The organism is Anaerobiospirillum sp. NML120449, assembly GCF_023051105.1.
Lineage (GTDB): Bacteria > Pseudomonadota > Gammaproteobacteria > Enterobacterales > Succinivibrionaceae > Anaerobiospirillum.
Genome location: NZ_JALKIL010000028.1, coordinates 13949 through 26917 on the forward strand (window position 1 = coordinate 13949; position 12969 = coordinate 26917).

The 12969-nt window shown below is 52.5% G+C and carries 6 protein-coding genes; 4 read left to right on the plus strand and 2 right to left on the minus strand.

All coding sequences use genetic code 11. The features are described 5' to 3' along the window. The first annotated feature begins 143 nt into the window (after positions 1-143). The 4 genes from MXE41_RS08705 (at position 144) to MXE41_RS08720 (ending at position 7964) form a co-directional block, all read left to right on the plus strand. The gene (locus MXE41_RS08705; RefSeq protein WP_247100219.1) at positions 144-2174 is read left to right on the plus strand and encodes a sulfatase-like hydrolase/transferase; all 2031 of its coding nucleotides are present in this window, start codon (positions 144-146) and stop codon (positions 2172-2174) included. A gap of 786 nt (positions 2175-2960) precedes the next feature. Next, positions 2961-4943, plus strand: a complete 1983-nt coding sequence (locus MXE41_RS08710; RefSeq protein WP_247100220.1) for a hypothetical protein — start codon at positions 2961-2963, stop codon at positions 4941-4943. Between the two features lie 17 nt (positions 4944-4960). Continuing rightward, positions 4961-6619, plus strand: coding sequence for a 3-deoxy-D-manno-octulosonic acid kinase (locus MXE41_RS08715; protein ID WP_247100221.1), 1659 nt, complete (start codon positions 4961-4963; stop codon positions 6617-6619). Between the two features lie 805 nt (positions 6620-7424). Beyond that, a complete protein-coding gene (locus MXE41_RS08720) occupies positions 7425-7964 on the plus strand; it encodes an NAD(P)H-dependent oxidoreductase (protein ID WP_246976865.1) in 540 nt (179 codons plus the stop codon). 2286 nt (positions 7965-10250) lie between these two features. Here MXE41_RS08720 and MXE41_RS08725 read toward each other — a convergent pair. Further along, positions 10251-11540, minus strand: a complete 1290-nt coding sequence (locus MXE41_RS08725) for a 3-deoxy-D-manno-octulosonic acid transferase (protein WP_247100222.1) — start codon at positions 11538-11540, stop codon at positions 10251-10253. Between the two features lie 252 nt (positions 11541-11792). Then, complete coding sequence (waaF, locus tag MXE41_RS08730; protein WP_247100223.1) at positions 11793-12851, minus strand: lipopolysaccharide heptosyltransferase II; 1059 nt, start codon at positions 12849-12851, stop codon at positions 11793-11795. Positions 12852-12969: the final 118 nt, after the last annotated feature.

A 12969-nucleotide genomic window follows, 5' to 3' on the forward strand; every position in this document is an offset into this window, starting at 1 on the left:
CTTCTGAAGGGCCCTGCTGTGATGAGGGCCAGGGGGCAGCGTAAGAGGGCCTTAAATGGTCCTGGGCTGTCATGGGCAGTTTGAATGACGGTCAGACAGGACTCATCTGGAGAGTTCCGTGGCTTTGTCAGTGGAGAGTTTGTATGTTTCAAAAGAATTTTTACCTGGCTATGTGGCTGGGTATTCTCAATCTTCCGCTGGCTCTGTATTTCGGTCTTGCCTATGCTCCGGCTCCTGGTATTGTGCCGGGCTTTGTGATTGCAGCATTTGGTGCCGCTGTCTTTGGCCATTTCTTTCTGTATTTTGCCCTGTCCTCCCTGGTATTGATTCTGCCAGTATTTGCGGCCCGCCCTCAGGTAAGGTGGATACGGTTCAGCTATGCTACCGCAGTGCTGTCGCTGCTGCACATCATCATTGCAGCCGACGCCGGTGTCTATGAGGTCTACCGCTTTCATATCAACTATGCCATGCTCGATCTCTTCTTTAATACAGGAGGAGAGGTCATTTCATTTTCAGCTGAGACCTGGGTTGCCATATACGTTCAGGCCATAGTCTGCGTGGTTTACAGTGCTGTGGTGCTGGGCCTGTCCATGCTCCTTGCCTACCATGGGGTCAAGTGCCGTCTGTTTATCACTCTGGCGCTGCTTTCCTATGCCGTAGCCAATCTGGTCCATGCCTACTCATCGGCCCGTCAGGTTCTGCCAGTGGTCGAGCTGCAAAGCCGCATTCCTCTGTACAGTCCTCTGACCATGAACTCTCTGCTGCTGCGTCTGGGCGTTATCACCAGAGATGATCTCAACGCTACCAGGGCAGCACCGATTTCCTCCGGTCTGTTTGACTACCCAAGAAAGCCGCTTTACTACTTTGAAAACGTACGCGAGCCATACAATGTGCTCGTTCTTACCGTTGCCACTTTGCGCCACGATGTGTTTAACGGGAAGAACATGCCTCAGACCTGGAAATATGCCCAGGATGCATGGATCTTCCAGAATCATTATTCATCATCAAATGCTGCCCGGGGCGGAATTTTCGGTCTGTTCTACGGTATCCCTCCTTCATACTGGGAGGTGGCTTTGTCATCAGGCATTCGGGCAGCTCTGATAACAGCTGGCAGGGACAGAAATTACGATCTGGGAGTATTCAGCTCATCCAGTCTCATCAGATCCGAGTTAAACAAGACAGTATTTTCAGGTGTTGAAAACCTGAGGCTACGCTCAAAGGGCGGCAATGCCATAGAGCGCGATCTCGATGCCATGAAAGACTTTGACTCTTTCCTTGGCGGTCTGGACGGCTCAAGGAAGTTCCTGTCCTTTATTTATCTGGACAGTGTCAACTCCTATGACTATCCGGATGGATCACCTGAGCCTTTCCAGCCGGTGCTGGGAGCAGTACATCAGCTGGAGCTGAACAATAACACTGATCCGGCTCCTATTTTCAACCGTTACCGCAACGCGGTCTACTATGCTGACGGTAACGTAAGAAAAGTACTGGACATGCTGGAAAAGCATGGCCGGGCTGACAATACCATTGTCATCATCACCTCTGATCATGGTGAGGAGTTTAATGACAACAGGGACAATTACTGGGGACATGACAGCAACTTTACTGATGCCCAGGTAAAGGTTCCGCTCATCATCAGATGGCCGGGCAAGGGCTCAGGTAAGGTTGAGGAAATGACTTCGGCCTACGATATTACTGCCACCCTGTTGCCTCATGTTTTTGGCGTGCGCAATCATGCTTCTGACTACACAGTGGGTCAGGATCTCTTCAATGCCATACCAAGGAAGTATGTTCTGGCAGGTTCTGACCTGGAAAATGCCATTATTGAGAGCAATCGCATTGTTCTTATTGACAGAGTAGGTATGCTTGTTTTCAAGAACAAACGCTATCAGTCTGCCCGGGATCGCAGTCGTGATGCCTGGCTGTTTGAGGCTATCAAGGACATGTCATTCTATATGACCCGTGATGACGCAAAGGCCCGCCAGCGCCTTACTGCAAGGGCTCCTGAAGCGGCAGCACAGGCTCCTGATGCTGGCGCACCGGCAGCAGCGCCAGCAGCTGCAGACGTTGCTGCAGATGCCGCTGCAGAGGCAGCCGGTGGGGCTCAGATGGCGGCCCCTGAAGCAGCACCAGCTGCTGAGCAGGAAGCTGTGGCCAGTGAACCGGCAGCATAGGATGTAATATGCCTGAGCGGCTCATGCTTTCGGGCTTTGTCTATTAAGGGGCAGATGCTGCAGCCTGCTGATACTTTGCCGTTATAAAGATAGCGGCTCCAGTATACAGGCCAGGCTGCTGGTGCCTGTAAACATAAGGACAATAGTCACAGGCGCTGCCAGGAGGGAAAAGACCTCATCAGGGCCTGCAGACAGGAACTTTTACAACTGTATATCAGGGATTCCCGTCTCTGCAGTAACTGGCATATGAGTCCCTGATGCCAGGGCTCCATGCAGATGTTCCTCTGTCATAAGGAGTAAAACGAATTACGTCTGGTGATCCGGTCAGACCGGAAAACAGGGTGTATAACAGCAGGCACATGGCAGTGTGCCCTGCCCTAAGTATTGTCAGGTACAAAAGGCAGCAGATTTCACCGGCATTCACCTCTGACAGTGAGTGCACACATAACTTGGCTGACAGCCCTTTTAGATGCAGATAACACAGAGTACATGTGACAGGCAGTACCTGTGAGGCGCTGCAGGTGTGAAACCCATCAGCTGTGACAGACAGTGGATGTCATACACACCGGCAGTGATGCGCAGCGGGTGTGAAACCCATCAGCTGTGACAGACAGTGGATGTCATACACACCGGCAGTGATGCGCAGCGGGTGTGAAAGACATCGGCTGTGACATAAGGTGCATCGATGCCCTGTCAGCAGGCGGTTTTCTCATGGCAGCGGCTGTGAGCCAAACCAGTTGCCCGGCCAATGCCTGGCAGAATTGAAACAGAGGAATATTTCTGGCCATGTACAGGAACAAAGAATTTCTCAGACCTGGAGACTACCTGGCTCTCTTAGCTATTGCCATCGTCTTTGTACCGCTGTCACTGGTATATGAACTCAACCAGGTATACAGCGGCGATCAGCTGCAAATGGCTCTCAAGGGCTTTCATGCCTACTTCAATGACGAGTATCTGCCTTTTGGTAACGAAGCGAGCTCTATGGGTAATGTACCGGGCATGCTCTCATCATGGCTGATTGGATTTCCGCTGAAGATTTATGCCGGCATTGAATCTGTCATAGCCCTGCAGCTGATTATCAGACTGCTGGCGGTGTTTATCTTTGCCAATGCTCTGGCACAGATCTTTGGCCGCGTCATTGTGGTTCTGGGAACTTTCCTTTTTGCTCTGAGCCCATGGTACATGTACATGACCATGCTCTATAACCCGGCCTATATTCACTTTGGTTCTGCCATTGTCTTCAATGCGCTGGTGCGTCTGCGCGTCGAGCGCAACAATCCTGTCAGCAGCGGTGGTGGCCGTATCATGAGCTCCATGTTTGTGATTCTGGGCATTGGTTTCATACTGCAGCTGCACTACTCATGGACAGTGATTGCCGCTATCTGCTTTTTCATGTGGCTGCGCAGGGATATCAAGGTCAGCTACACAGGTCTGATTCTGGGCTTTGCAATTTTTGGCGCCTCCATGGTCCCATATGTCCAGGAGATCATGGTCAATCCAACGCTGCTCAGTCCCCGCGATGATTATGCTGTCGATCGCTACATTGGATATGGCTTTACCCATGTCTATCCAATACTCAAGGGCATTCTCTACTGGCTGCGCTTTGGCTCTCTGATGGTTACCAACAAGGCCATTACAACCAACGAGCAGTTTGGTGAACCTGAGGGCATATGGGAGTTTTTATCCTGGGGATGGATTGGCATTGCCTCAGTTATTGGTGTGGCTTCTGTGCTGTTTTCAGCCTACGGTAACTACTTTGTTATCACCCGTTTCCGCTCCTCTGCCAGTTCGGAACGACTGCATTTTGTCCGTGGCATGACCATCAGCTGTCTGTTTGCGGTGATTGTGGCCGCCGGTGCCAGTCCTGTAGTGCTCAATTTCTGGCAGATCTCAGCCATCATGCCTTTTGCTCTGATGCCAGTACTGGCTTTTATCTCGGTACGTCATCAGTACATTCGCACTTACACCATTACTGCCATATTGTTCTTTGCTGCGGCCAACTCCATTGCAGCTGTCAACTCAGACAAGTTCCACTACAGCTACCGTCCGGTACAGGGCTTTTACGAGGACTGCCTCAGAGGCTTTGGCAAGGACAAGTGCGAGCCTTTTGCCGCCCATCTGACCGCTGCGGATCAGGCAGAAAGTCAGAGCAGACACCCTGAGCTTGATCACGAGTCCATTAATCGTGTAATCAAGGGCCAGATTCCTCTGCCTCCTCGTCTTGCAGCCCAGAAGGCTGAAGAAGAACGTGCAGCCCGGGAAAAAGCAGCGGCTGAGGGTGCCGCAGCTGCCCCGGCAGCTGCTGACGATGCTGCAGCAGGTGGTAAGGCTTCTTCAGATGAAGCTGCAAAGGCCTCTGAGGATGGCAAGGCCGGCGCAGCTGAGGGCAAGGACGGCGCAGCTGAGGGCAAGGCCGGCGCATCTGATGCTGCAGCAAAGAATAAGGATGACAAGGCTGCCTTAAAGGAAAAGGCAGGAGTCGACAGCAAGGCAATGGCTGAGGCTGAGGCAAAGATAAAGGCTGCAGAGGCTGATGCCAAAGCCAAGGCCAAAGCTCATGCCGAGGCAAAGGCAGCAGAGGCAAAAGCCAGAGCTGAGGCTGAAAAAAAGGCCGCTGCTGATGCCAGAGCTAAAGCTGAGGCTGAGCGCAAGGCACAGGAAAGTGAGCCTGAGGTTAAGGACAAGCCTGAAGACGGTGCCAACAGCGCCTGGGGTGAGATTGTGATTGACACCAGTGATGCCGAAAGTGGCGAGCTGATTCTTCGTTAGCTGGAGGAAAACGTAACATGAGCAGGTATCAGATGCCCGATCGTGATGATGAAATCCGTGAGCTCAGCTTTGATCGCCCAGGAGGTCGGGTAAAGTTTCTGATCAGTCGTCGCAGTGGCTTCAACTTCAGTACCAGCTATGAGGTCATAAACCGTTTCTTTGAGCATGAGTACATCGACAGGTCTGCCTCCAGGGTAATTACCAAGGGCGGACGTGGTGAGACTTTGCTTTACACCCTGCCTTACAAGCTTATCGGCGGACTGTACGGTCCCAAGAAAGATCTTGATCTGGCCGCCTCCATTCAGGCTCAGAGAAACGCCGGTATTATCAAGAAAGAGGGCAATCTCGTATTGCCTGATCTTGAGAATATCCGCGAAGAGTACCACCTGGTGCTGCGTCACTACTGCCGTGGTGGCATGGCCCGCTTCTTCAAGGACAGCTTCTGGCGCTTTGACAGCTGGGCCTGCAGAGCCCGCCTTGAATTTGAGCTGTGCACTGAGCTTTACCGTCGTGGTCTGCCGGTTCCACGTCCGCTGATTGCCCGTGAGATTTGCGGCAGCTTTTTTATCACCAACGATATTGTGGTCGAGCAAATTCCTGGTACCCGCAACATAGCCGAGGTGCTTGAGCAGGAAGAGGACATTACTGACAGTTTGCGCTGGTCTATTGGCTCTACCCTGGCAAAATTCTTTGCCGAGGGCGTATGGCACAGCGATCTCAACATCCGCAATATTCTTGTCGACGAGCAGGACAAGTGCTGGATTATCGATTTTGACAAGTGCGAAATCCGTAATCCGCTCAGCGACAGCGACAAGGTCGAAATGCTCGAACGCCTCGAGCGCTCCTTTAACAAGGAGAAGCGTTTGCGTGAGCTTGACAGGCTTGACGTTGACGCCATCATGTACGACATCAGAGCGGCTGTGGCCTATGTTCCTGATGAAAACGATATTCTTGATGAGGACGACCAGGGGGAGGATGAGGACGATGATCTTCAGACCTCCAGGCCAGCAGCTGAATCTGTACGTGCAGCCGCTGATACTGTGCAGCCTGCGTCTGCCCGGCGCAGTGTCTCTGAACGTTCATCAGTACCGGGCATTCCGGCAGCTCTCCTGAGCAACAGGGACAAATCAGAACCCAGGGCTGAGTCCGTAAGCTCAGCTGACGCTGCAGAAGCCGCTGACGCCGACAGGAACGAGTCGACTGTCACCCCAGACCAGTCAGTCTCCACCTCCGCTGACAGCGCCGCATCTGACGCCGCACATGCTGACTCAGGGGCCGGGGCAGAGAAGGCTGACATCCTTGATTCTGATGCTGCCAGTGATGACAAGGATGATGCTTCCTTAGACGATGCAAAGGATGACAAGGCCGTGGCCGCTGAGTCAGATGATGCAAAGGACGTCAAAGCCCAAAAGGAAAGCTCCTCTGAGTCAGACAGTTCTGGTGCTGACCAGGATGATGACGACAGGGAGCAGGACGAAAATCCTGAGACTGACAGGGAACAGGACGAAAAGCCTGATGATGACAAGGCAGAGGATGCCGGGACTGAAGCTGACAGGTCTGAGTCAAAGGAAGAGACTGATAAGGCCGCTGAGTCGGCTGATGACAGCGACAGCTCTGACGATGAGAAGTCATCTGGTGGTCGCAGGTCATCGCGTCGTCGCCGCTCAAGAAAATAATGGCCGGGGCTGCTGCACATGACAGCAGCCTGATGGGCACAGCGTTTGAGAGATCCTGTGCCGACTGGCTTTTGAGCTGATACTGGCCACGGGTTTTACTGCAGGCCTGTCATGTATGTGCCGCAGGGCTGCTGCACATGTGCCGTGGATGTGCCGAGGGGCTTGTGCAGATGTGCCGTGGATGTTACCGGGGCTGGCCGTGGATATTAGTCAGCCCGTAATGGCTGTTTTGTTCCCTGAGATCAGGCTATAGATATACATACAGTGACAGGCTAAAAGTACTGCCAAAGGCGATGCATTTGCCCTTTTATTCCGTTCGTTACTGTGTTTTCTTTGCGTGATAATCAAAAAAAAGATAAAATCAGGAAATGATCATTCTGCATAAACGGCCTGATAGCCGGGAGCAGAAGATAGTGGAACATACATGGGAATAGCAGGAAAAGACAAGTTTACCAGTTTACCTGTAAGTGCTGCCCTGTTGAGGTATGACCAGACGGGCTTGATGCCGGTCAGTGCACGCCCCTTTTCCATCAAAGGTACATATTTGTGTTTATCCTTGTAGCGTACCTGTAACGTTTCCAGGCAGAGCAGTCTCAGCTTCCTTTTGTCAGTCAGTCGCCCAGGTGTCTGTGATTAGTATCTGACAGAGACTTTCCTTTCACTCAAAGTGAGGACAGGCCTGCAATGAGCTTGCAGGACCGTTTGCATGCTTAACCAGGGTCAGCGCGCCCTGAAGTCTCTCTGATTTTGTAATTCGTGTTTAGGAAGTGGATGCTGTTTTTGCTATGCCACTTTGGACTTGAAGATGAAAACATTAATTATTGTGGATCATCCGTACTACGATCAGTCAGTGGTAAACCGCCGCTGGCTCGATGAAGTTCGTAAGTATCCTGAAGAGTTCCTTGTACATAATTTACAGAGCTCTTATCCTAGAAGCGCCATTGATCCGGCATTAGAGCACTCCATTATCGATAACAACGGTACTGTAGTGCTGCAGTTCCCGTTATTCTGGATGAACAGCCCTCCAATGCTCAAGTCATGGGTCGATTCAGTGCTGACCCCGGGATGGGCTTTTGCAGGCGGCAAACACATGACCGGACGCAAGGTTGCCTTTGCAGTAACCTGTGGCTCTCCAGAGAGCGTATACGGTAAGGATGGCGATCTGGGCTACTCAGTCGAGGACTTCCTCAACTCATACATTGCAGCTTTCAAGCGCTGCCACGCTGAATATGCCGGACTGTACACTTTCTACAACGCAAAGCCAGCCAAGGGTGCCCCAGACAGCGCTGCTGTAGCTGAAAGTGCACGTGGCTATGTTGAGTTCCTGCGTTCCGTAAGCGTTTAGGAACACAGCCCCAGGGCATTACCATGACAGCAAAATAAAAGCCGGATTCCAGTGAATGGATCCGGCTTTTATTTTGTCCTGATTTGGTCCCGCTGTGCTCGCAGCTGCCTCGTAGCAGGAGCGAATTGCCTTGAGAAAGCCATGTGTACCCTGGGGCCGGCCCTGTCATTTCCGCTTGCCCCGGCTCAGAGTCACAAGGGGAACTGACAGGGTATACAGATGAACACCTTGCAGCGTACAGCTGCCTTAACGTCTGTCAGGGCGGCAGCCTGAAGTCTTATCTGTCTGGCTTCAGGGAGCAGCCCTGGTCATGATGAGTCAGGCTGAGACATCCCTGATCAGGGCCTGTCAGAATGAGACACCCTGATCAGGCCGTGTCAGGATGAGCAATACCTGGTCATGCTGAGTCAGGATGAGTCAGGCTAAGTCTTATGACACAGGCGTGCTGCTCCAAATAACTGCAGACTGTCAGCTCAAGCGGCTATGGCTCAGGGCGGGAACGGGTGTTGAAGTAGGCTACAGACTCACGCAGTGAGCGCAGTACTGTTACAGTACTGTCGATAATAGCCTGAGTTCTGCAGGCCTCTCAAATCCTGTCTGGTAATACTTAATTAATCAATACCGCTCAGCTGTCAGCACTCAGCCCATAGTCCATGGGCCAAGTCCATGGCCATGGCTACAGCCATTGCAATAGCCATGGTCATGAGCCATACGCCGGCAGCTCTTCAGGGGCAGACACTTTCGAGCCGGAGTACATGACAGGGGTAGCCGGTGGCTGCACCTGTTTATGTATTGTTCTTTATATGCAGTTATGGAAAGCGTATTATCTTTTGTCAGCAGTGACCTTTTGAGCCTTAAGTGGTCACAGCTGACAGGAGCAGACAAAGTACTGCCATGGCCGTACAGCCCTTAATCTGAGGCGGTAAATTTCAGTAATAATTCCAGTATTTGCAGGCAGGACCTTTTAATATCGTTTGAAAAGCCATATGGCCTGATCCTCATGGTATGAGTCTCCATGCCTGGTCGCGATGTCCTTCTGATGTATTTGTTCTGGCCTGATGCAGCTGCAGGCGGACAGACATTATGCTGACTGTGCCACGGACTGCGGGCATCTCAGTCCAGTTTTTCAAATGGTCGGCTGAGCCGACCTGATCCTTAATTTGCTGATTGTTTTTGTGCTGCTGATACTGCGCAGCCCAGGTACAGTATTTCTTGCCTGTACGTCCTTGCCAGTCATCAAAATGCCCGTTGTTGCCCGGGCTCTATTTGCAGGCCCAGGCCAGCTCTCATGGCTGGTGCTACCCTGGCTCTGGCCTTGTGCCGCAAACGCAGCAGTGCAAAAGTGCACGAGGCACTCAATGCAAAAAATGCACGGAGGCACGCGCAATAATGCAGCCCAGGGCTGCATTGTGATAAGAACTTCCTGATGTTGCAGTGATGATTGTTTCAGGCAGAGTGTGATAATTATCCGGGGATGAGGTTTGTCCCTCTTGATGTCCAAACAGGGCCATACATGAATCTAAACCCTGATCCTTATTGCGACTCCTTGTCTGTCCTGAGTTTTATCCTGGCTTTAAGGGCGGATATTAAGTCAGGGATTTCCGGCGGAGAGTTATGTCCGGTATTTCCGGCGGAGAGTTTTGTCCGGGGGTTCCGGCTTGTCTTTCTGGCTGATCTTTCAGTGCGCAGTCTGCCTTACTGAAATGGGGGCCTTACAGCCTTGAACAAGGAGCGTGCCTTCTGATGTCACTTCCAGGTGTTTACGTGGCTCAGGTGTCCTTGCACATGTGTGATTCCATGACGGCGTCTGTGCCCAGCGATCTGTACATAACTTCATGACAATTTCATGGTACTCAGTCTGTAAACACAGATATACAGGCCATCAGCCAGCATCCATAGTTATAAACTTATGGTTGAAATACTCACACTTTATGTATCTAAAAGCAAGAAATCTCAAAAACGGAACAGCTAAATCTTGATAACTGTCACAAGTGCTCCGACACGTAAATAGCGAAAAGTGCACGAAATCCGACGGATTGTCCTGTTATATTCATCAGTACCGGGATAAAGAAAAAAGCCTCATGCACGGGGCCGCTGATCGCGCCCTCAAGGCATGAGGCTTAATTGTCTGCAGTCACTGGGACTCTGAAGCTGAGGCTGAGGCAGCGTCCCGGGTACCGGGGCTTTGCCCGGGGCCAGGCTCTGGCCCGGCCGGGCACGCTTGGGGCCAGTGGCCAGGTGCCAGGAGCCGGGACCGTGGATGGGCACGGAGGTGCCGCCTGGCGGTCAGTTGCGCATGCGCAGGCAGCCATCCATTTCGTTGAGGGTCTTGCGCGTGGCACCACGGCCGTTCTGCTGAATGTCAAAGGCGCGCATGCCCGTGGTGACCATGAGCTCATTGTCATCAAGAAACATCTTGATGACAGCAAACAGGCGGCGATGATCATTGGCGACATAGGCCGCTCCGTTTTCTATGAGATTATCGTACTGCTCATCGAAGTTGTAGTAAAAAGGACCGGTAATGACAGGCAGGGAGAAAAAGGCCGGTTCCAGAGGATTATGACCGCCTACATCAACGAAGCTGCCGCCCATGATGATGATGTCGCACAGGCCCAGGTAGAGCTCGATTTCGCCCATGGAGTTGCCAATGAGCACATCCTGGGTGAAGTTGCTCAGATCAGGGTTGAGATTGGTCCTCAGAGCAAAAGAACCATGGATATTGTTGAGGAAGTTGACAGCACGGGCAGTACCGGCGTGGTGGCGCGGTACCAGTACCAGACGCAGATCAGGGTACTGCTCCTTCATGGCATAGAAGGTTTCAATAATCATGGCCTCTTCACCATCGTGGGTGGATATGGCGCCGATAATCTTAAGGTCAGACCACTGCATGCGCACGTGACGGGCAGCGCGGAAGCGGGGCTCGTCAGGTGAGAGATCATATTTTAGTGAGCCTGTCATGCGCAGTCTGTCAGAAGGTACGCCAATGCGCTTGAAGCGTTCCATATCATCAGCGGTCTGGCACAGTACCAGATCAAGTTTGCTGCTGATGAGATCCAGGGTCAGAGTGCGGTGCTCCAGGTACTTAAGGCAGGTCTTTTCAGGCATGCGTGCATTGATGATGCAGATGCGGGTACCCCATGCATGGGTGACATTAAGCAGAGATGGCCACAGCTCTGTTTCCATGATATACAGAGCAGAAGGGTTGAAGTTTCTTAAAAAGCGCCATACAGCCAGAGGGGAGTCAAGAGGAGCAAAGACATGGTTGATGCCCTCGATCTTTTCAATTTCACGGGCACCTGAGGTAGTGGTTGTGGTCACCAGCACGGTAAGCTTGGGATGACGGCGCATGAATGCCTTGATAAGCGGGCGGGCAGCAATAGCCTCGCCCACACTTACAGTGTGGAACCAGATGCAGTTGCGAAAGCCTGTGCTGTAGTGGCCCAGAAGCTCACAGGCACGGCGGCCATAAGGCGGATCACGTCTCTTTTTGTACATGAGGTACAGCATGCCCAGCGGGGCTATCACGGTGGTGATCAGGCCATACAGCCAGTAAATCAGTCGGGATTTTAAGGACATAATCACAGCTATTCGTTGGGAGAGAACATTACTGTTTCAGGCACAGTATCAGGCAGCCGGCGCCAGGAATAAGACGCCAGTGGCCATTGTCATTTTATGTTGCAGCTTGCGTGCCCGTATGCCAGCGGCAAGGCTCTGGCCTGATCCGGGCCTGCCCAGCTGCGCGCGGCAGACGGCCGGGCAGCCTGCCAGGCCTGCCCTGACGGGGCAGGTCCTGCAGCAGGCAGGTCCTGCAGCAGGTGCGGGCGCCTGTCAGGCTGTAGGGATGGCTGGCAGCAGTTTTTCCAGGCTGGAAATGACCTGCTCCGGGGTGAGTTCTTTCAGGCAGTTATAGTGGCCATACTGGCAGGTGCGCTTAAAGCAGGGATGGCATGGCTGAGTGGACTCTACACATACAGCTCTGTCAGAAAGTGGCGGGGTATACAGGGTGGAGGTGGAGCCGAAAATACATACCTGAGGCACACCTGCGGCAGCCACGGTATGCATCATGCCCGAGTCATTGCAGACACCGGCACTGCATGAACCCACCAGATCAAGGGCTTCAGTCAGATCAGTAAGGCCTGCAATATCATGGAAATATGGCTCAAGGGACGGATCTTCACTGACTATGCTGTTTTTGATGAGCTCAACTGTAGGCTTGTCCTTTGGAGAGCCCATACCAAGCACACTCCAGCCCTTTTTAATGAAATGAGCGCTGACACGGCCAAAGTACTCAGGTGGCCAGAGCTTGGAAGGACCGTAGTTGGCGCCACAGCCAAGGACCATCAGCGGACGGTCCAGGCTCAGTCCCAGACGCTCAAGCAGCGCCTCGTCAGGACGACGGGTCTGAAGTAAAGGATAGTCAAAGGCCGGCAGGCTTTCATCACCGGTAACAGTTTTGTCATCAACCCAGGCAAGAGCCACATAGCGGTTGACCATACGGGCAAAATTCTTCTTGTCCGAGCGCATTCTGTTGACAATGAAATAACGTGACTCGCCCTTGAGCGCTATGCGCTCAGGAATGCCGGCAAAAAAAGGAATCAGGGCTGACTTGAAAGAGTTGGGCAGGATGAAGGCACGGTCAAACTTGAGCGCAGCGAGTTTTTTACCCTCCTGCATGCGTTTTGACAGCAGCAGATCGCCATGGGCAAAAGGGTTTTCCATAATCTCATCAACTTCAGGCATGCGCTCAATAATGCAGTGGGCATAGGCAGGGGCATACATGGTGATGGTGCAGGAAGGATCCTGCTTTTTAAGGGTTTTGAGCAGGCTCTGGGACATGATGATGTCGCCCAGCCAGGCAGGTGAGACGATGAGAATACGAGCAGACATGTGTACCACTTAAGAGAGAGGAGCCATAAGCCGTCCGGTGCACGAGTTCAGATCCTGTTATCACCGTCGCTGCGGCTGACGCAGTTCTGCCGGAGGCCTTAATCAAGCAATGGGATTA

Coding starts and splice junctions, on each gene's coding strand:
- MXE41_RS08705 (WP_247100219.1), top strand. CDS start 144: ATGTTTCAAAAGAATTTTTACCTGGCTATGTGGCTGGGTATTCTCAAT.
- MXE41_RS08710 (WP_247100220.1), top strand. CDS start 2,961: ATGTACAGGAACAAAGAATTTCTCAGACCTGGAGACTACCTGGCTCTC.
- MXE41_RS08715 (WP_247100221.1), top strand. CDS start 4,961: ATGAGCAGGTATCAGATGCCCGATCGTGATGATGAAATCCGTGAGCTC.
- MXE41_RS08720 (WP_246976865.1), top strand. CDS start 7,425: ATGAAAACATTAATTATTGTGGATCATCCGTACTACGATCAGTCAGTG.
- MXE41_RS08725 (WP_247100222.1), bottom strand. CDS start 11,540: ATGTCCTTAAAATCCCGACTGATTTACTGGCTGTATGGCCTGATCACC.
- waaF (WP_247100223.1), bottom strand. CDS start 12,851: ATGTCTGCTCGTATTCTCATCGTCTCACCTGCCTGGCTGGGCGACATC.